At 58.2% G+C, this 20,703-nt stretch carries 16 protein-coding genes; 8 read left to right on the plus strand and 8 right to left on the minus strand.

The features are described from left to right. Window positions 1-204 precede the first annotated feature (204 nt). Both KVG95_RS09280 and KVG95_RS09285 read right to left on the minus strand, forming a co-directional pair. Window positions 205-2,229, minus strand: a complete 2,025-nt coding sequence (locus tag KVG95_RS09280) for a hypothetical protein (RefSeq protein ID WP_217855883.1) — start codon at window positions 2,227-2,229, stop codon at window positions 205-207. 100 nt (window positions 2,230-2,329) lie between these two features. Then, complete coding sequence (locus KVG95_RS09285) at window positions 2,330-3,127, minus strand: hypothetical protein (RefSeq protein WP_217855885.1); 798 nt, start codon at window positions 3,125-3,127, stop codon at window positions 2,330-2,332. Window positions 3,128-3,355: 228 nt separating this feature from the next. On the opposite strand from KVG95_RS09285, the gene KVG95_RS09290 reads away from it, so the two are divergent. The 5 genes from KVG95_RS09290 to KVG95_RS09310 all read left to right on the plus strand — a co-directional run bounded on the left by KVG95_RS09290 (window position 3,356) and on the right by KVG95_RS09310 (window position 8,716). Further along, window positions 3,356-4,381 carry a LacI family DNA-binding transcriptional regulator gene (locus KVG95_RS09290; protein WP_367616734.1) on the plus strand — a complete coding sequence of 342 codons (1,026 nt, stop codon included), beginning with the start codon at window positions 3,356-3,358 and terminating at the stop codon, window positions 4,379-4,381. Window positions 4,382-4,544: 163 nt separating this feature from the next. Then, window positions 4,545-5,327, plus strand: coding sequence for a sugar phosphate isomerase/epimerase family protein (locus KVG95_RS09295; RefSeq protein WP_217855887.1), 783 nt, complete (start codon window positions 4,545-4,547; stop codon window positions 5,325-5,327). Continuing rightward, window positions 5,320-6,339, plus strand: a complete 1,020-nt coding sequence (locus KVG95_RS09300) for a sugar kinase (protein ID WP_217855889.1) — start codon at window positions 5,320-5,322, stop codon at window positions 6,337-6,339. The genes KVG95_RS09295 and KVG95_RS09300 overlap by 8 nt, the downstream gene beginning before the upstream one ends. Before the next feature lie 79 nt (window positions 6,340-6,418). Next, entirely contained in the window at window positions 6,419-7,717 is a 1,299-nt protein-coding gene (locus KVG95_RS09305) for an MFS transporter (protein ID WP_052964670.1), read from the plus strand. A gap of 21 nt (window positions 7,718-7,738) precedes the next feature. Then, a complete protein-coding gene (locus KVG95_RS09310) occupies window positions 7,739-8,716 on the plus strand; it encodes a 2-hydroxyacid dehydrogenase (protein WP_217856478.1) in 978 nt (325 codons plus the stop codon). Window positions 8,717-8,861: 145 nt separating this feature from the next. On the opposite strand, the gene KVG95_RS09315 is transcribed toward KVG95_RS09310, so the two are convergent. The 4 genes from KVG95_RS09315 to KVG95_RS09330 all read right to left on the minus strand — a co-directional run bounded on the left by KVG95_RS09315 (window position 8,862) and on the right by KVG95_RS09330 (window position 14,583). Continuing rightward, on the minus strand, window positions 8,862-10,049 hold the full coding sequence (locus KVG95_RS09315; RefSeq protein WP_217855891.1) for a pyridoxal phosphate-dependent aminotransferase: 1,188 nt from the start codon (window positions 10,047-10,049) through the stop codon (window positions 8,862-8,864). A 40-nt stretch (window positions 10,050-10,089) separates the two neighbouring features. Next, window positions 10,090-11,715: a methyl-accepting chemotaxis protein gene (locus KVG95_RS09320; protein WP_217855893.1), complete on the minus strand. Its 1,626-nt coding sequence runs from the start codon at window positions 11,713-11,715 to the stop codon at window positions 10,090-10,092. Between the two features lie 346 nt (window positions 11,716-12,061). Beyond that, window positions 12,062-13,204, minus strand: a complete 1,143-nt coding sequence (locus KVG95_RS09325) for a glycerate kinase (protein WP_217855896.1) — start codon at window positions 13,202-13,204, stop codon at window positions 12,062-12,064. A 257-nt stretch (window positions 13,205-13,461) separates the two neighbouring features. Next, entirely contained in the window at window positions 13,462-14,583 is a 1,122-nt protein-coding gene (locus KVG95_RS09330) for a sugar diacid recognition domain-containing protein (protein ID WP_217855898.1), read from the minus strand. A gap of 169 nt (window positions 14,584-14,752) precedes the next feature. On the opposite strand from KVG95_RS09330, the gene KVG95_RS09335 reads away from it, so the two are divergent. Continuing rightward, window positions 14,753-16,063, plus strand: a complete 1,311-nt coding sequence (locus tag KVG95_RS09335) for an MFS transporter (protein ID WP_217855900.1) — start codon at window positions 14,753-14,755, stop codon at window positions 16,061-16,063. Between the two features lie 225 nt (window positions 16,064-16,288). Here KVG95_RS09335 and KVG95_RS09340 read toward each other — a convergent pair whose 3' ends face one another. Next, window positions 16,289-16,642 carry a DUF6124 family protein gene (locus tag KVG95_RS09340; RefSeq protein WP_217855901.1) on the minus strand — a complete coding sequence of 118 codons (354 nt, stop codon included), beginning with the start codon at window positions 16,640-16,642 and terminating at the stop codon, window positions 16,289-16,291. A 545-nt stretch (window positions 16,643-17,187) separates the two neighbouring features. Here KVG95_RS09340 and KVG95_RS09345 point away from each other — a divergent pair. Together KVG95_RS09345 and rarD are read left to right on the plus strand one after the other, a co-directional pair. Next, a complete protein-coding gene (locus tag KVG95_RS09345; RefSeq protein ID WP_217855903.1) occupies window positions 17,188-18,201 on the plus strand; it encodes an aldo/keto reductase in 1,014 nt (337 codons plus the stop codon). 368 nt (window positions 18,202-18,569) lie between these two features. Continuing rightward, complete coding sequence (gene rarD / locus KVG95_RS09350; protein WP_217855905.1) at window positions 18,570-19,457, plus strand: EamA family transporter RarD; 888 nt, start codon at window positions 18,570-18,572, stop codon at window positions 19,455-19,457. A 62-nt stretch (window positions 19,458-19,519) separates the two neighbouring features. On the opposite strand, the gene hppD is transcribed toward rarD, so the two are convergent. Beyond that, entirely contained in the window at window positions 19,520-20,596 is a 1,077-nt protein-coding gene (gene hppD, locus KVG95_RS09355; RefSeq protein ID WP_008012875.1) for a 4-hydroxyphenylpyruvate dioxygenase, read from the minus strand. Window positions 20,597-20,703: the final 107 nt, after the last annotated feature.

A 20,703-nucleotide genomic window follows, 5' to 3' on the forward strand; every position in this document is an offset into this window, starting at 1 on the left:
GAGCGCTGGCACTCCCGGAGATGAGCGAGGCCAGCCATTTGAGGGTCGCTAGGCTATCTGGGAGTTTCACAAAGTTCTGTAGGATTTATCCTCATTTAATAAGAGAAAAATCCTTCAGAATTTCTCTTCAAAACGTATATCAATGCATTTCAACAGTACGACGAGAGTTTCTACCCGTCGCACTGTTACAAGCCCAGCCTTTATCTATGGAAGAGGATGCACTTCTTCACAGAACTGACCCTCACTATTGTCCAGATCCAACCGATGAATAGCAGGTAGTGATTCAGGCGTTGGAGTGCCTCCTGCACCTCCGCGCGAAATTGTATAGGTGACCCTGCCATTTGCATTGTGTGCCGGCCTGAAGTCCTCCGTGTAGTCGCCTATAGCAATGACGACACCCTCATCGGGGTAATCGCCAACAATGTCGTACGTGGCTTCGGCCTCTGTATCAGTAATTGGAACTGCGGGATCAGTTAAGTATGCAAAATAGTTCAGAGTGATTGTTTCACCGCCAACTGTGTATGCGTTTTTCGGTACGCGCACCTGCAGATTTCGTCTAGGCGTACCATCACCCGGGTCCAACTCCGAAGGGAAGTTCAATGTAGAGCAACCAATTCGTTTAAGTGGACCTGCAAGCTTTAATACTTCCGGCGGGGGCATTTCGATTGGAAATTCTTCTACGAAAATATCCTTTGGCCTGGAGTCAGTTGGATTAACCCCGGTCGGCGTGTACAAAATGTAACTCAAAACCTTGGTTCCGCTTCCCTCGGCAAGTACAGTCGACCAAGGCAGAGGCACAGTAAGCGTGGTGTCTTCTTGTCCTGTTGTCAACGCAATGGGCGGACCGATCTGAACACCACCATAAAAAACAGCAATGAACCAGCCTTCTTCAGTAGGAGGAGTAGCAAAGAGGTCAATAAAGATTTCTATTCCATTGTCTTCGTAGTCCTCTTCCAATATCTGGTCATTATTACCATTCGTTGTTGTCAGCCGGGGAGCATCCAATCCAATAAGAATCGGATCCGGACCAATGAATGAAATATCCACATCTATGTCAACATTACTTGTAGCAATCTCACGATTACCGCGAAACATTTTATAGCTAACTTTTGTGGGCACTATTCCATCGGTGTTGCCATAGACCTCTTTTATAAGATCATAAGTAGCAAAAAATATTAATTTGGCTTCGACTCCCACTCTTTGCTCTGGACCAACAGGCTTTCCTCCCCAATAAACAACGATTGTGTCACCTGCCGCGTTGGGCGTCGGTACCGTAATATCGATTTGTACACCCCTCGCATCAAATTGAGTGTCGGCCAGATCGATAAGATTATCGCCATTTTCACCATTCGCCAAAGGCAGCACTGGCGGTAGAACGGTCGCTGGGTCAGGGTCAGGCAAAAAGACCACATTGCGCTGACTGGAATTTGATGTGCGCCCTTTGTTCCCTGGCAAGTCTGTCGCTACATAAATAAGCAGATTAAGCCCCTCCTCCAGATTTCTAAATACGTCAGCAAGAATTAACGCCTCCATTGAAGCATTCAATAGCCCTTCAAACACTGGCGCATCACGACCCGGATCAGGTGCAGGCCCAATGTAGAACCTGTAAATATCACTCGGGTGATAACTTGCGGAGGCGGCTGGTTTGACAATGATCCCATCTTTACCATCGAGATAAGTGTCATCAATCGGCACGCTCGGCCCCAGATCGGCAGGCCACGTTGGTGCACCCGGCGTACGGTCCGATGCCGGACTTTTCACTTTGTAGGGATATGTCAGGTCAATCGCGTACTGGGTGATATCCGAAATACCATCGTTCGTTCCTCCGGCCCAATAGATGTATCGAAAATCATATTCAGTAGGGGTCTCAGGCGTGAGTGCCTCTATCAAGAAGCTTACCGGAATCTCAAACGGCACGTCCCAATCTCGATCAGCCACTGGACCCAACTCAACAAACTGGTCGGGGGCAATATCTATCCAGGTAGCTTCTCCTAGTTTACGAATCTGAGGTTGTAGAATATCATCATCGTGTTCAAGCAATGGCGTGGGAACGAGGTACTTCAAGGGCGCCAGCAAGTCTGCGACAGGTATCCGCAAGTCGGGTAACAATGTTTGTGCCGGGAAAGTAACCGGCTTCGGCGGATCCGCGAGTGCATCGCCTGCCCTCGCGTATTTTTCTTGAAGTGCTGCTCTTCTGGACACTATGGCCTGTTCAACTATTGCGTTCATTTTAACCGTCTCCCTACATTTATAATTGAGAGCGCAACGATTTCAAACAGGAACAACCACTTCGTGCGCCTCCGCCTTCTCCACTTGTTTCCATGCTCACTCAAGGCCCGCACGGAAGTATTTCGCCTGGTATAACCCTGTCTATTTTTACCAGTGCAATCTTTGATATACCCACAAGCCTCATACCGCGATACACCCGGTATTCAACGGTGGCGGAGTCTTTGTCCACCATTGGTTTTATATGAATGGCGTAAGGTTCGATAACCACGAAGTAACCATTCTGAATATCTGAGTCACTTAAGGCTGGGCGAATGACAGTCTTTCGAGCTTCAACAAGTTCAGGACCACTGCCATTCAGGCTTGAATAACCTCTCCAGAGCACCTCACAGCGATCTCCGACGTTAAATCCCAAGAGCGCCGGAATCTTGACTGTGACACCTTCCCACAAAGGCGGTTTTGTACTGCAATTTAGATAACCCTCATCGTTGACATGAGGAAAATTCGCTTCCTCAAGATCGCTTGGAACAGGTGTATGATTAATAGTCAGTTTTCGACGAAATGAAAAGGAGGGATTGTCAGCCGAGTCTCGAAGCTCATACCACAACTCGCCTACACCATTATTCTGCAAGTATTCCGGGGCGATATGAATAATGAATTCAGGCTTCATATCCGCAGGCAAGTAAGTTTTTTCAATATTTACTGGCAGTTGTCCGAATTGTTCAAAGCGGACTTTCAAAATATCCCTTTCACCTGGGTCCTTCGCTGGTTCGGGCCACAAAGGGACTACCACATCAATACCCGTGAGCAATAACTCAAGTGGAATATGCCCCTCAGAATCATCGTCAGCGACCCCTATTACTTTTGGCGCATCGAATGTCAGAGGTTTATTGGGCTCCATATCGTAAATCCTTTACCTGCTCGTGGGATTATTTCTCTATTCCTTTAATAAATTAAGCGCTTAGTTAAATGGCTTGGCTACTGTCATATCTGACAGGTAAAGCTACCGTTTGTCGGCTTTTTCCTACGCACTGAGGCTTCGCAGGCTTGACGCGTTCTCGTTAATGGTGTCTTCTGAAACCGGTTTCATAGCCAGCTCGGACAAATTCCAATAACAAGGTTAAAAACCGTGAACGACTTCTCCGCCGCCCAACGCAGCCGCGTAACCATGCTCGACGTCGCCGAACACGCAGGCGTCTCCAAGGCCAGTGTCTCGCGCTTCATTGGCGATGACCGCGCCCTGCTCTCCGACGCCATTGCCTTGCGCATCGAGCAGGCGATCAGCGAGTTGGGTTATCGCCCGAACCAGATGGCCCGTGGCCTGAAACGTGGGCGCACGCGCCTGATCGGCATGTTGGTGGCCGATATCCGTAACCCTTATTCGATTGCCGTGATGCACGGGGTGGAAACCGCCTGCCGTCAGCACGGCTACAGCCTGGTGGTGTGCAACACCGATCGCGATGACGAGCAGGAACGTCAGCACCTGGCGTTGCTGCGTTCGTACAACATCGAAGGCTTGATCGTGAACACCCTCGGCCATCACCGCGATGAGCTGCGCGAACTGCATCAGGAAATGCCCATGGTGCTGGTGGATCGCAAGGTCGATCAGCTCGATAGCGATCTGGTGGGGCTGGATAATCCGGCCGCTGTCGAGATGGCCGTTGCCCACCTTGAAGAGCGCGGTTATCGCGATGTGCTGATGGTCACCGAACCTTATGACGGCACCAGTTCACGGATCGAGCGGGTCAACAGTTTCAAGGCGCAGATCGAGCAGCGTCCGGCACTCTCGGGCGCGGTGGTTGAAACGGGCGGCGATCTGACCGCCCGTTTGAACACCTTTCTGCAAACTCCCGGCCTTGGCCCGAAAGCATTGTTCTGTGCCAACGGTATCGCCGCGCTGGCCAGCACTCATTCGTTGCGTGAGTTGAAGTGCAATCTGTTTGAGGATGTCGGGCTGATTGCCCTGGATGATCTGGATTGGTATCCACTGGTGGGTAGCGGGATCACCGCCCTCGCCCAGCCGACGGCGGAGATTGGCGTGAGTGCGTTTGAATGTTTGCTCAAGCGACTGCGTGGGGATGACGGGCCGGTGCGTACGTTGGATTTTCCGGCGCGGTTGATTGTTCGGGGGTCGACCCTGGGGAAGCTTCGGTGAAGGTTCGGGCCCATCGCGAGCAGGCTCGCTCCCACAGGGATCTGTGGTGTTCGCAAAACCTGTGGGAGCGGGCTTGCCCGCGATGGGGCCCTGAAGACCACCACATAACTCACATCAATATTTTTTTGACCAAAAATGAAACCGGTTTCAGAGGTGCATAACAATGAACAAACCACCCGTTTCCATCAGCCTGTCCAGCTACGGCGCGGACCTTGTACACCAACGCGGCCAAGGCAGTTTTGTCGAGGTGCTGGCCGCCGCCGGGGCCACGCACATCGAATGGCGCGAAGAGCTGTTGACCCTGGAAGACCCCGCGCAACTGGCTGACGCCACGCAATCCCGGGGCCTCGAAAGTGTGTATTCCTCGCCGATGGAATTGTGGCTGGCCGGGCAATCGACACCCAACCCTGAACTGCTCTCGACCCTGAAGCGCGCCGAGGCATGCGGCGCCAAATGGCTGAAAGTCTCCTTGGGTTATTTCACCGACAACAATGATCTGCAAACACTGGCGCTGCAGTTGCAACAGAGCCCAGTGCAACTGCTGGTGGAGAACGACCAGACGCTGCACGGCGGCCGCATCGAACCGTTCCAGCGCTTCTTCGCCGACGTCGAGCAACACAACCTGCCGATCAAAATGACGTTCGACATTGGTAACTGGCAATGGCAGGACCAATCCGCCGCCAGCGCCGCGCGGCTGCTCGGTCGACATGTCGGTTATGTGCACTGCAAAGCGGTGGCGCGCCGGGCCGACGGCAAACTGGTGGCGATGCCTCCGGCTGCCAGCGACCTGTATCTGTGGGGCCAACTGTTGCGGCACATGGATCATGGCGTGATGCGCGCGGCGGAGTATCCGCTGCAAGGCGATGACTTGGTGCAATTGACCACCGAGCATGTCGCCGCCCTCGCCCGCCTCGGCCAATCCCGCCTGGAGACTGCTCATGTCTGAGATCGATATTCTGTCGTTCGGTGAAACCATGGCGATGTTCGTTGCCGAGCAGAATGGTGAGCTGGCTGACGTCGGCCAGTTCCACAAACGCATTGCCGGGGCCGACAGCAATGTCGCCATTGGCTTGTCGCGGTTGGGGTTTAACGTCGCCTGGCTAAGCCGGGTGGGTGCGGACTCGCTCGGCAGGTTCGTCATCGATACGCTGGAAAAACAAGACCTGGATTGCAGCCACGTCGACATCGACCCGGCGCACCCCACCGGGTTTCAACTCAAGTCCCGCACTGACGATGGCAGCGATCCGGTTGTCGAGTATTACCGTCGTGGCTCGGCAGCCAGTCATTTGTCGGTGCAGTCCATTGCCCCGCCATTGCTCAAGGCTCGGCACTTGCACGCCACGGGCATTCCCCCGGCGCTGTCTGCCTCGGCCCGGGAAATGTCCTTCGAGCTGATGACCCGCATGCGTAATGCCGGGCGCAGCGTGTCGTTCGACCCAAACCTGCGCCCGAGTCTGTGGGCCAGCGAGCACCAGATGATCACCGAGATCAACCGCCTCGCCGCCCTCGCCCATTGGGTGCTGCCGGGTTTGAGCGAAGGGCGTTTGCTGACCGGTTTTGAAGACCCCGCCGACATCGCGGCGTTTTACCTCGACCAGGGCGCTGACATTGTGGCGATCAAACTCGGGCCGCACGGCGCGTATTACCGCACCCATCTGGATGAAGGTTTCGTTGCCGGCGTACCCGTGGAAACGGTGGTCGATACGGTCGGTGCCGGTGACGGGTTTGCCGTCGGCCTGATCAGCGCGCTGCTGGAAAACCATAGCGTTGCCCAAGCTGTGCAACGTGCCAACTGGATCGGTAGCCGCGCGGTGCAGAGCCGTGGGGATATGGAGGGGTTGCCTGATCGGGCCGAGCTGTATGCCGAATTCGGGGCCGCCAATCGCGAGCAGGCTCGCTCCCACATTGGATCGGGTTCAAACACAGATCCCCTGTGGGAGCGAGCCTGCTCGCGATGAGGCCATAACATTCACCGCAAAAAACTGATTCAAAACCGTTACCTGCTGCGACAAAAACAACAAGCTCAGGAGCATCACTATGAAAACCGCAACACTGGCCACCCGCCGCTGGTGGTACATCATGCCCATCGTGTTCATCACCTACAGCCTGGCGTATCTGGACCGCGCCAACTATGGATTTGCCGCCGCCTCCGGAATGGCCGCAGACCTGATGATCACCCCCGGGCTGTCGTCCCTGCTCGGCGCGCTGTTCTTCCTCGGTTATTTCTTCTTCCAGATCCCCGGCGCGATCTACGCCCAGAAGCACAGCGTGAAGAAGCTGATTTTTGTCAGCCTGATCCTCTGGGGCGGTCTGGCGACCTTGACCGGGATCGTTTCCAACGCCTACTGGCTGATCGTGATTCGCTTCATGCTCGGGGTGGTCGAAGCCGCAGTGATGCCGGCGATGCTGGTGTACCTGTGCCACTGGTTCACCCGGGCCGAACGCTCGCGCGCCAACACCTTCCTGATCCTCGGCAACCCGGTGACCATGCTCTGGATGTCGGTGGTCTCGGGCTACCTGATCCAGCATTTCAGCTGGCGCTGGATGTTCATCATCGAAGGCTTGCCGGCGGTGCTGTGGGCGTTTATCTGGTGGCGTCTGGCCGATGACCGTCCGGCTCAGGCCAAGTGGCTGAGCGACCAGGAAAAACAGGATCTGGAAAGCGCCCTGGCCGCCGAACAGGTCGGTATCAAAGCGGTGAAAAACTACGCCGAAGCCTTCCGCTCGCCGAAAGTGATCATCCTTGCGTTGCAGTTTTTCTGCTGGAGCATTGGCGTCTACGGTTTCGTGTTGTGGCTGCCATCGATCCTCAAGGCCGGCGCGCAGATGGACATGATCGAAGCCGGTTGGCTGTCGTCGTTGCCGTACCTCGCCGCAGTGATCGCCATGCTGCTGGTGTCCTGGGGCTCGGACAAACTGCAAAAGCGCAAACGCTTCGTGTGGCCACCGCTGTTGATCGCCTCGATTGCGTTTTATGGCTCGTACGCTTTGGGCGCGGAACATTTCTGGTGGTCCTACACACTGCTGGTGATTGCCGGCGCCTGCATGTACGCCCCGTATGGGCCATTTTTCGCCATCGTCCCGGAAATCCTCCCGGCCAACGTCGCCGGTGGCGCCATGGCGTTGATCAACAGCATGGGCGCACTCGGTTCGTTTGGCGGTTCTTATCTGGTGGGTTACCTGAACAGCTCTACCGGATCGCCCGGTGCATCTTATTTGCTGATGAGCGGCGCCTTGCTGCTGTCGGTGGTGCTGACGATTTTCCTCAAGCCCGGTGCCAGTGATCGGGTGGTGGCCAAGGCCGCTGTGCCCCGCTCAGTGGCGGCTCATTCCTGAATGGATGTTGATATGACGACGATGAAAAAGCAGGTTGTGCTGTACAAGAAACTCTCGCCGCTGCTGATGGCTCGCTTGCATGAGCAGACCGAGGTGACGCTGATCGACAACCTCGACGCCGAGGGCCTGGCAAAGCTGCGCCAGGCCCTGCCCCGCGCCCAAGGGTTGCTCGGCGCCAGTCTGAAACTGGACGCCGGATTACTGGATCTGGCACCGAACCTGGAAGCCATTGCCAGCGTGTCCGTCGGCGTCGACAACTACGACATCGACTACCTGACCGAGCGACGAATCCTGCTCAGCAACACGCCCGACGTGTTGACCGAGACCACCGCCGACACCGGTTTCGCGCTGATCCTGGCCACCGCCCGGCGCGTGGTGGAACTGGCCAACATGGTTCGCGCCGGCCAGTGGAACCGCAATATCGGCCCGGCGCATTTCGGCAGCGATGTGCACGGCAAGACGCTGGGCATCATCGGCATGGGGCGGATTGGCGAAGCCTTGGCGCAACGCGGGCATTTCGGTTTTGGCATGCCGGTTCTGTATCACAGCCATTCGCCGAAACCGGCGGTGGAGCAGCGATTCAACGCGCAATATCGTAGTTTGAGCGAATTGCTGCAGCAGGCCGATTTCGTTTGCCTCACGTTACCCCTGACCGCTGAAACCGAGGGGTTGATTGGTGCTGAACAGTTCGCCCTGATGCGTCCCGAGACGATCTTCATCAACATTTCCCGGGGCAAGGTGGTGGACGAAGCGGCGTTGATCGAAGCATTGCAACAGAAGCGGATTCGCGCTGCGGGGCTGGATGTTTTCGAACGTGAGCCGTTGGGACATGATTCGCCGTTGTTGCAGTTGAACAACGTGGTGGCGACGCCGCACATGGGGTCGGCGACGCATGAGACGCGGGAGGCGATGGCCCGGTGTGCGGTGGAGAATCTGTTGGCAGCGTTGGCTGGGCAGCGGCCGGCGAATCTGGTGAATGGGCGGGCTTGGAAGGGTTAAGGGATTTGGTGTTTGTCAGATAGCATTCGCGAGCAAGCCCGCTCCCACATTTGATCTGCGTCGGGTATAGATTTTGTACCCGACATAGAACCAATGTGGGAGCGGGCTTGCTCGCGAAGAGGCCAGCCCAAACAACACAAATCCATCAGGCCCGCCGCACCTGCAGCAAATCCGCCGCACACGACGCAATCCGCCGGCACGCATCCGCCAGCCGCCCCTGATCCACCACCAGACCAATGCGAATATGCCCCGCCGCGCTCGGCCCGAAGGCTTCGCCGGCCAGCACCGACACGCCATAGTCTTCCAGCAAGCGCTCGGCAAAACCTTGTGCGCCAAGGCCGGTCTGGCGCACATCGACCATCACGAACATCCCGCCATCGGGCTTGATCGGCCGGATGCCCGGGCAACCGCTTAGCCTCGCGCACACCAGATCGCGACGCTGGCGATATTCCTCGCGCATCAGCGCCACTTCCGGCAAGTCTTTATCGAGCGCTACTTGCGCGGCGTTCTGGACGAAATCCGGAAGGCCGAACAGCATGCACAGCGACAGATGCATCAAGTGCTCAGCCAACGGTTTCGGGCCGATCATCCAGCCCACCCGCCAGCCAGTCATGGCATGGGACTTGGATAAACTGTTGATCGTCGCGGTGCGCTCGGCCATGCCCGGCAGGCTGGCCGGGCTGATGTGCTCGCCCTCATACAACAGGTCGCTGTAGACCTCGTCACTGATCAGCCAAAGGTCATGCTTCACGCATAGCGCCGCCAACGCCTTCCAGCTTTTTAACGACAGACTGGCACCGGAGGGATTGTTCGGGCTGTTGAGCAAGATGACGCGGGTTTTCGGGGTGATCAGCGCTGCGACATCCGCCGGTTCGACCCGAAAGCCACTCTCCGGACGCACCGCCACCGGCACCACACTGGCCCCGCAGGCGCCGAACACACCTTCATAAGTCACGTACATCGGTTCAGCGACGATTACTTCGTCGCCAGGATCGAGCAGGCATTGGGCAACCGAATACACCGCGCACTGCGCACCGGGCAGCACGATCACATGATCGGCATCCACCTCCTGACCGCTGCGCCGCTGATGACGGCTGGCGATGCTGCTGCGCAGGGTACGGGTGCCGCGTACATCCGAGTAATGGGTGTCGCCGGCCAACAGGCTATCGATGGCGGCGTGGACGATGGGCAGCGGCGTGTCGAAATCCGGATCGCCGATCGACAGCAACAGCACGTCGACGCCCTGCTCTCGCAATTCCAGCGCTCGATCGTGAATCTTCCAGGCTGCCGCTCCGTCACCGGCGATTCGTTGGGTCAAGGCTGAATAGCGCATGTACTTCTCCTAACGCGCGAGTTCCAGTTTCAACCCTATCTCAAATCACGAAACGCGCCACCATCGCGTTCAAATCAACCGCCAATCGCGACAACTCGTGGGTGGCGGCACTGGTCTGGTTGGCACCGGCGGCGGACTGAGTGGCCAGGTCGCGAATGTTCACCAAGTTGCGGTCGACTTCACGGGACACCTGAGCCTGTTCTTCCGAGGCGCTGGCGATCACCAGGTTGCGTTCGTTGATCAGTTGAATCGATTGAGTGATCTGTTCCAGAGCGATACCTGCAGCGCGAGCCATCTCCAAGGTGCTTTGGGTGCGCTGATTGCTTTGTTGCATCGACGAGACCGCTTCGCCGGTGCCGTTCTGGATGCCGGCGACCATCTTCTCGATTTCCTGGGTCGACTGTGCGGTGCGATGAGCCAGCGCCCGGACCTCGTCCGCCACCACCGCGAAGCCTCGCCCGGCTTCCCCGGCACGGGCCGCTTCAATCGCGGCGTTGAGGGCCAGCAGGTTGGTTTGCTCGGCAATGGCGCGGATCACGTCCAGCACTTTGCCGATGTCGCGGCCCTGAGCCGCCAGGCCCTCGATCATCAACGCGGTGTTTTGCACGTCGTGGGTCATGGTCTGGATCGCGTCGACGGTTTCCACCACCCGGTCACGACCTTCGCGGGCCGCTTGGGTCGACTGGTTCGAGGCTTCGGACGTCGACACCGCGTTGCGCGCCACTTCTTCCACGGCGGCAGTCATTTCGTTGACGGCGGTGGCCGCCTGTTCGATTTCGTTGTTTTGCTGTTGCAGGCCGCGGGACGCTTCTTGTGTCACGGTGCTGAGTTCTTCCGCGGCGGCGCCCAGTTGCGTCGCGGAGCCGGCGATCTGTTCGATGGTTTTGCGCAGGTTGCTCTGCATGGCGGCCAAGGCGCCGAGCAACCGCGCCGGTTCGTCGTTGCCGTCGACCTCGATAACCTTGCTCAAGTTGCCGCCGGCAATGGTTTCGGCGGCGAGCACCGCACGGTTCAGCGGCGTGAGAATGCTGCGGGTCAGCAGCCAGGCCAGCAGCACGGTCAGCAACGAAGCCATCACCGCCACCGTCACGATGCCGATAAAGGCTTCGCTGTAGTGCTCGCCCGCCTTGGCCGACGCGGCTTTGGCATCGGCGGCGTTGAGTGCCACCAGTTTGTTCAGTTGCTCGCCCATCTGATCGGTGCCTTCCTTGATCCGCGTATTGATCAGGGCGCGCATCTCCTCCAGTTTGTTCTGCTGCGACAGGTCCAGCATCTGGCTCTGTGCTTGCAGGTAATTGTCGAGGGTTGTCGCGAAGGTGTTGTACAGCGCGGCTTCTTCAGGGTTGGCCGGCAAGGCGGCATAACTGGCTTGGGCGCTGCGCGCCTTATCGACGAGCACGCCGATGCGGGTCTGAGCCTCCTGCAACGCCGCCGGATCACGGTTGACCAGCACCCGGAACGAGAGAATCCGCATCCGCAGGACGTTTTCCGTCAAGTTGCCCAGAAACCCGATGCTAGGTAACTGCGTCCTTTCCATATCGACAGAGGCCTGGCGGATGATCGACATGCGGTTGACGGCAAACACACCCAGCACGATCACCAGCAAGGCAATGAAGGCGAAACCCAGGAAAGCTCGAGGCGCGATTTTCAGATTACGCAGTGACATAGGATGATCTCGGTAATTGAGGCGGCGAGCATCCTTGCGGTGATCACTGTTCGGGCGGGCGATGGCGCGGGCACCTTGCAGTTTGGCGCCACTGTTGTAGTTGGTTTGTGTGCGCCTATACGTTGTATCGGCCGGGGTTGAGGTTTGTTGCAGGGGTTGGAGAAATATTTTTCGAGGGAGGCTGGAGTGTTTCAGTGGTGAAACACTCGTTAGCTTAAATGCAGAACCTGTGGGAGCGGGCTTGCTCGCGAAGGCGGCGGCACAGTCAACAATGATGTTGCCTGACACACCGCTTTCGCGAGCAAGCCCGCTCCCACATGGATTGCGTTTAACTGACGGGCATTGGTCAGGTCTTGCGGGCCGCCACCCGCCACACCCGCGCGATATCACGGGCGCGTTCGCGCAGCAAGCGCGGCGCTTCGGCGCAGGCCTGCTCCAATGTCATCGGTCCGCTGGCCAAGGCAAAGGCCGCCTCGATGCCATGCTCGTACAACGCCTGGTACCCCTCGCCCAAGGTCCCGGCGATGACGATGACCGGCACGCCGTGCTGGCGTGCAATGCGCGCCACGCCAAACGGAGTTTTGCCGCGCAACGTCTGGGCATCGAAACGACCTTCACCGGTGATCACCAGGTCGGCGCCTTTGACCGCCTCGGCCAGCTCCACCAATTCGGCGACCACTTCCACCCCGGCCTGAAATTGCGCACCGAGAAACGCCTTGGCGGCAAACCCCAAGCCGCCCGCCGCGCCGCTGCCCGGTTCGTCGCGCACGTCTTTGTCCAGCGCTTGCGCGCAGAGTTCGGCAAAGTGGCCAAGGGCGAGGTCCAGTTGCTCGACTTGCTCGGGCGACGCACCTTTCTGCGGGCCGAAAATCGCTGAGGCACCGTGAGGGCCGCACAGCGGGTTATTAACGTCGGCGGCGATGTCGAAGCGCACCTTGGCCAGGCGTGGATCGATCTCACTCAGATCGAGGCGGGCCAGTTGCGCCAGGGCCAGACCGCCCGGCACCAGAGTTTGGCCCTGAGCGTCCAGCAGCTTCACACCCAAAGCCTGCATCGCTCCGGCGCCGCCGTCGTTGGTGGCGCTGCCGCCAATCGCCAGTATCACCCGTCGCGCGCCGGCATCCAGTGCGGCTCGGATCAATTCACCGGTGCCGTAGGTGCTGCTGGTGCAGGCATCGCGCAGGTTTGGCGGAACCAGTTGCAAACCACTGGCCTCGGCCATTTCGATGATCGCCGTGTGGCTCTGTGGCAACCAGCCCCAGGCGGCAACGACCGTGGCGCCCAGCGGCCCGCGAACATGGGTGCGGCGCAGTTCGCCGTCGCACGCGGCCAGAATCGACTCGACCGTGCCTTCTCCGCCGTCAGCCATCGGGCACTTGAGCAATTGTGCATCCGGCCAGACTTCCGCCAACCCCAGCGCAATGGCCTCGGCCACACCTTGGGCACTCAGACTGTCCTTGAACGAATCGGGGGCGATGACGATTTTCATGCGAATTCTCCAGTTCCAATGCGTCCATGCTGCCAGCCGCCATGAACAATAACGCCGGTCCGCTGCACAAGCGCCCAAGAGGATTATTGTTCATTTCCACAAAACCCGGCGGGAGCAGCGTCGTTCACAAATCTGTGCCCCACCATAAATCACTGTGGGAGCGGGCTTGCTCGCGAAAGCGGTGGGTCAGGCAACATCAATGTTTACTGTGCCGCCGTCTTCGCGAGCAAGCCCGCTCCCACAGTGATTTGTGTGATTCACGGGTTGGCGTCTGTCTGGGGGAGGAGCTGGACGCCGAGGTAGAGTGCGAGCATCCCATCCAGCTTTAGCGGATCGACGCCGCTGAGTTCGGCGATCCGCTCCATGCGATAGCGCAAACTGTTGCGATGGATACCCAAGGCATCGGCGCAGGCCTGGCTCTGGCCGTCGTGTTCGCACCAACTGCGCAAGGTCGCCAGCAGCTGGCCGTTGCCATCCTTGGCGATGACTTTGCGCAGCGGCCGCAGCAGTTCATCCAGCGCATCGTCATTGCGGTGCCGCCAGAGCATCACCGGTAGCCGATAGCGGTTCAGCGTCAGCAAACGTGAATGCGGCAACACATCGCGTCCATAGGCCAGCAGGTCACCGACCCGACGATAGCAGCGGCGCAACCCCGACAACCCATCGGCCTGCCCGCCCACGGCAATGCGCAAAATATTCCAGCCCAGGCCATCGAGCTTCTCCAGCAGCCGCTCGTTCTCGATCGCAGGCGTCGCCGGTCGGCACCACAGCAACGAGGAGTTTGCCGAGCTCACGCACCAACTGTCCGGGTAGCGCGACATCAACCAGGCACTGAGTGCTTCGACGGTCTGGCCCGGGCCATGCTCCATGCCCAACTCGAACAGGTACGGCACTCGCGTCAACTGCGGTTTAAGCCCCAGTTGCTGCGCTTCATCCAGCAACCGCGGCGAATCCCCCGCCTCGCTGAGCAGCAGCGCCAACAGATCATCGCAACGCTGGCGCCGCCATTGCTGCTCGGCCTGCTGATTGCGCTGACCCACCAACATCTCGGCGGTCATGCGCACCAGTTCGGCGTAGGTGCGCAATTGTTCAGGCTCGCCGGTGATGCCCAGCACCCCAATCAAACGCTGATCGAGCAACAGCGGCAGGTTGATCCCCGGTTGCACACCTTTGAGATGAATCGCGGTCTGCGCGTCGATCTCCACCACGCGCCCGTTGGCCAACACCAATTGCGCGCCTTCGTGGCGGGTGTTGATGCGCTCCGGTTCGCCGCTGCCGAGAATCAGCCCCTGACTGTCCATGACATTGACGTTGTACGGCAGGATGGCCATCGCCCGGTCGACGATGTCCTGGGCCAGGTCGTGATCGAGTTCGAACATAGCGCGATTCCTTGAAAACGTGATGGAACGGGTTGTTCACCCGCACAGGCCTTGGTCGCAAACCCTGTGCTCAGGCACAAAGACAACCACCCAAGGGGTGGCCGAGACTCACTGGGCGATCAACGTTACCCTTGCGTCGCAAAAAATCATAATAAAGAGAGAGCCCGCCATGTCACAGAGCGCCGCAGCTACCCTGGCCACCGCTGACGACAAAAACGCCGTCTACAAACGCATTACCCTGCGTTTGATCCCCTTCATCTTCATCTGCTACCTGTTCAATTACCTCGACCGGGTGAACGTCGGGTTCGCCAAACTGCAGATGCTCGACGCACTGAAATTCAGCGAAACCGTGTACGGCCTCGGCGCCGGGATCTTCTTCATCGGCTACGTACTCTGCGGTGTGCCAAGCAACCTGGCCCTGACCAAATTCGGCCCGCGACGCTGGATCGCGCTGATGATGATCACTTGGGGCACGCTGTCGACTTGCCTGTTGTTCGTCACCACTCCGACCGAGTTCTACACCCTGCGCCTGTTTACCGGTGCGGCCGAAGCCGGGTTCTTTCCGGGCGTGGTGCTTTACCTCTCGCAGTGGTTCCCGACGTTCCGCCGTGGCCGCATCATGGCATTGTTCATGTCGGCGATCCCGGTATCCGGTTTGCTCGGCAGCCCGTTTTCCGGCTGGATTCTCAACCACTTCGGCGCGGGCCAGGCCGGTTTGGCCGGCTGGCAGTGGATGTTCCTGCTGCAAGGTATTCCGACCGTTATCCTCGGCGCCCTCGCCTACTTCCTGCTCAGCGACAGTTACGCCAACGCCAAATGGCTGACCCCTTACGAGCGGTCGGTACTAGAGGCCGATCACGCTGAAGACCTGGCCAGCAAACCGAAAACCGCTACTGATTCGCTGTTGGCGGTGTTCAAGAACCCGGCGATCTGGGCCTTCGGCCTGATTTATTTCTGCATCCAGAGCGGTGTCTACGCGATCAACTTCTGGCTGCCATCGATCATCAAGAACCTTGGTTTCAGCGATAACCTGGTGATTGGTTGGCTCAGTGCGATTCCGTACCTGCTGGCGGCGGTGTTCATGTTGATGGTCGGTCGTTCGGCGGACTTGCGCAAAGAACGCCGCTGGCACTTGGTGGTGCCGATGCTGATGGGCGCGGTGGGTCTGTTGATCGCGGTGAACTTCGCCGCCAACCCGGCCATCGCCATCCTCGGCCTGACCATCGCCACCATGGGCGCCCTCACCGGCCTGCCGATGTTCTGGCCGGTGCCGACCGCAATGCTGAGCGCGGGTGCGGCTGCCGGTGGGTTGGCGTTGATCAACTCCATGGGGCAGATGGCGGGTTTTCTTAGCCCGTACCTGGTGGGTTGGGTCAAGGACAGCACCGGGTCGACCGATGCGGCGCTGTATCTGCTGGCGAGTGTGATTGTTTGTGGGAGTTTGCTGGCGTTGCGCATGACGCGGACGTTGCGGGTTTAAGGTTCTGCGAAAACAAAAACGGCCCGAAAGGGCCGTTTCTCATTTCATGAGCGCACAGATGCTGTTGTGGCGAGGGGGCTTGCCCCCGTTCGGCTGCGAAGCAGTCGTAAAACCAGCGAATGCGGTTTATCTGATGCACCCGGGTTGAATGGTTTTGGGGTCGCTGCGCAACCCAACGGGGGCAAGCCCCCTCGCCACAGTCAAGCTCCGAACCACAGATGTGTACTAGCCCTGCGGATCGAGATTATCCAGCACTCGATTGACCGCCAGTTCACCGTTCATCACGACCTGTTGAATCCCAAGCATCGTGCTGCGATAGGGTTCGCCCACCAATGTGGCGAAATCACTGAGCATCACGCTCGCCGATTTCATGGATTCGCAGGCGTGGGCCAGCAGGCTTTCCGAATCGACATCGGGCGCAACGATGAACATCTTGCTGGGTTTTCGGGCAGGTTCTTTGGGTGGCTTGAGGTAATGATCGAGGGCCCGGTCGGCGGCTTCGTGGAGTTTTTTCGAATCGAGGGATTCGTAGGGGGATGTCGGATCTGATTCCGGCGGGTTGGGTGTTGGTTTGAACATAGAAGAAGCTCCAGGTAAGACATTAAGGAGCCATCACCCTCGCTACCAAACGAAGGGTGGCGGCCATACGCAGGTTGGTAGACCGGTTACCTGGTGCAAAAACCCGGCGCATCCGAGGACGCCCTACGCATGACCGCCATAAAACAGAAGACGAAAAAAATCTCTGCATTACGTTGCGTTATGCGACAGGTAACCGGGCTACCAAACCCGATCGCTGTTATTCAGCGACAGGGAAACGATATAGCTCCGGCTCAAGGCGCACTAGCCGGCGGATTCTGGCGTAGTCGTAGGCAACGGCGCAAGGATGTGTAGCCTCCGAGAGTATCCATCGACGTCATTTAAACATTGCTGTTTATTGCCACCGACTCAATGTGGGAGCGGGCTTGCTCGCGAAAGCGGTGTGTCAGGCAAAATCAATGTCGACTGACACGCCCTCTTCGCGAGCAAGCCCGCTCCCACAGGGGGACTGAGTCAATATTCCGATTGCTCCCAGTCAGGGTTCTGGTATTTGATTAGGGCTTTCTGATCGGTAAAAGGATTTCGTCATGAGCTATCGCACGCTGGGTCATTCGGGTTTACAGGTATCGACCCTTACATTGGGCACCATGATGTTCGGCGAACAGACCAGCACCGAAGATTCCTTGCGAATCATCGACAAGGCCTGGGACCAGGGCATCAATTTCATCGACACCGCGGACGTGTACACCAACGGCCGCTCCGAAGAGATCGTCGGCGAAGCGATTGCCGGCAACCGCCACGAATGGGTGCTCGCCACCAAAGTCGGTTACGGCCCGGTGGACGGTGTGCCGAACCGCACCGGCCTGAGCCGCAAGCATCTGTTCAACGGCATCGACGCCAGCCTGACGCGGTTGGGCACCGATTATCTGGACATCTATTACCTGCACCGCGAAGACCACGACACGCCGCTGGAAGTCACGGTGTCGGCTATTGGCGATTTGATCCGCCGGGGCAAGATCCGCTACTGGGGCCTGTCGAACTACCGTGGCTGGCGCATCGCTGAAGTGATTCGTGTGGCCGACAAACTTGGTGTCGACAGACCGGTTATCAGCCAGCCGCTGTACAACATCGTCAACCGTCAGGCGGAAACCGAGCAGATCACCGCCGCGCAAAACTATGGCCTCGGTGTGGTGCCTTACAGCCCGCTGGCTCGCGGTGTGCTCAGCGGCAAGTACGCGCCCGACGTGACGCCAGACGCCAACAGCCGCGCGGGGCGTCAGGACAAACGCATCCTGGAAACCGAATGGCGGGTTGAGTCGCTGCGCATTGCCCAGCAGATCCAGGAATACACTCAGGGCCGTGGCGTGGGCATCGTCGAGTTCGCGATTGCCTGGGTGCTGAACAATGGCGCGGTGACTTCGGCCATCGCCGGGCCTCGGACTGAGGAACAGTGGGATGCGTACACCAAGGCGCAGGCGGTGAAGATCACGGCGGAAGATGAAGCGTTTATCGATTCGCTGGTGACACCGGGGCATGCATCGACGCCAGGGTTCAATGACGTGAGCCACTTTGTGTCGGGGCGTAAACCGCGCACGGCTTGAGATTAATCGCGAGCAGGCTCGCTCCCACAGGGTTCTGTGTCGACCGCAAATAATGTGTACGGCATCGATCAAAATGTGGGAGCGGGCTTGCTCGCGAAGACGGTTTCACATTCAACATTGATATTGGCTGGTAGACAGCTTTCGCGAGCAAGCCCGCTCCCACAGGGATTTTGTGTGGACCGCAAACATTGAGTACAACACCGGCCAACTGTGGGAGCGAGCCTGCTCGCGATGGCGGTTTTGCATCCACCATTTGCCTGTGCTTCTGCCACACTCGTTGGGTGTTGATCGTTCGGACAATATTCGCTTCGAAAACCACGTATCCTCTGCGCCCGCTTCACGCTCAATCAATGTCACGCGAGGGCAGTTTGTCTAAAGGTATCGCTTTATCGGTTTCGGCCTCGGTGCTGTTTGCCGTCATGTATTACTACACTTCGTTGCTCTCACCTTTGAGCGGCGTGGAGATCTTCGGTTGGCGGATGCTGCTGACCGCGCCGTGCATGACTGTGTTCATGGTGGTGTCCGGTGAATGGAAACGCGTGGTCGAGATTGTTCGGCGGCTGGCTGGCAAGCCGAAGCTGATTGTCGGCCTGATTGGATCTGCAGTGCTGCTGGGCCTGCAACTCTGGTTGTTCATGTGGGCACCGCTCAACGGTTATAGCCTCGACGTATCGCTGGGGTATTTCCTGTTGCCGCTGTCCATGGTCCTGACCGGACGAATCGCCTATGGCGAGCGTCTTTCCTATCTGCAGAAAATAGCCGTGTTCTTCGCCAGCCTCGGCGTGCTCAACGAGCTGTATCAGGTCGGCGGTTTTTCCTGGGCGACCTTGCTGGTGGTGGTCGGCTATCCGATCTATTTCATCCTGCGCAAACGCCTGGCCACGGACAACCTTGGCGGGCTCTGGCTGGACATGGCGTTGATGCTGCCGGTGGCGTTCTGGTTCGTGCAGGGTGGTGAACAAGGCTTTGGCGTCTTCGACCAGTATCCGTGGCTGTCGCTGCTGATTCCGCTGCTTGGCGTGATCAGCGCTTCGGCGCTGGTGGTCTACATCATTGCCAGTCGGCTGCTGCCGTTCAGCCTGTTCGGGTTGTTGAGTTACGTTGAGCCGGTGCTGTTGCTCGGCGTTGCCTTGCTGCTGGGGGAAAGTATCAAGGCCGGCGAATGGCTGACTTATATTCCGATCTGGTTGGCGGTGTTGGTGTTGGTGTTTGAAGGGTTCAAGCATCTGGTGCGGCAACGACGCCGGCCGATGTAATTGTCCAAAAAAAAGCCCGGCCAGCATTACTGCTGACCGGGCTTTCTTACATCTGAAACGGCTTAATCGGTGGAGAGTACACCCCGACGAACCTGATCACGCTCGATGGATTCGAACAGTGCCTTGAAGTTGCCCTCGCCGAAACCATCGTCGCCTTTACGCTGGATGAATTCGAAGAACACCGGGCCCATCAGGGTTTCCGAGAAGATCTGCAGCAGCAGACGCTTGTCGCCCGACTCGGACGAACCGTCCAGCAAAATGCCCCGCGCTTGCAATTCGTTGACCGGCTCGCCGTGGTTCGGCAAACGGCCTTCTAGCATTTCGTAGTAGGTGTCTGGCGGCGGCGTCATGAAGCGCATGCCGATGCTTTTCAAGTGATCCCAGGTCTTGATCAGGTCATCACTGAGGAAGGCCACGTGCTGGATGCCCTCACCGTTGAACTGCATCAGGAACTCTTCGATCTGCCCGGCGCCCTTGGATGACTCTTCGTTCAGCGGGATACGGATCATGCCATCCGGAGCAGTCATGGCCTTGGAGGTCAGGCCGGTGTATTCACCTTTGATATCGAAGTAACGGATTTCACGGAAGTTGAACAGTTTCTCGTAGAAGTTGGCCCAGTAAGCCATGCGACCGCGATACACGTTGTGGGTCAGGTGATCGATGATCTTCAGGCCGGCCCCGACCGGGTTGCGGTCAACGCCTTCGATAAACACGAAGTCGATGTCGTAGATCGAACTGCCTTCGCCGAAACGGTCGATCAGGTACAGCGGCGCGCCGCCGATGCCTTTGATCGCTGGCAGATGCAGTTCCATCGGGCCGGTTTCGATGTGGATCGGTTGGGCGCCGAGTTCCAGGGCACGCTTGTAGGCCTTTTGCGAATCCTTGACGCGAAACGCCATGCCACATACCGACGGGCCATGCTCGGCCGCAAAGTACGATGCCACGCTGTTGGGTTCGTTGTTGAGGATCAGGTTGATCGCGCCCTGACGATACAGGTGCACGTCTTTGGAACGGTGGGTCGCGACCTTGCTGAAGCCCATGATCTCGAAGATCGGCTCCAGGGTGTTAGGGGTCGGCGATGCGAATTCGATGAACTCAAAGCCCATCAGGCCCATTGGGTTTTCGTATAAATCTGCCATTGTGGCGCCTCATCATTTCTTATCAATTAACGGATCGTTAGTTGCTAGCAATGCTGAGATCGGCGGGTGGCGCACAGGAGATGCCCCGCACGCTGCGGGCGAGGAAG

Origin of the sequence: Pseudomonas farris, from assembly GCF_019145235.1 — a bacterium.
Taxonomy (GTDB): domain Bacteria; phylum Pseudomonadota; class Gammaproteobacteria; order Pseudomonadales; family Pseudomonadaceae; genus Aquipseudomonas; species Aquipseudomonas farris.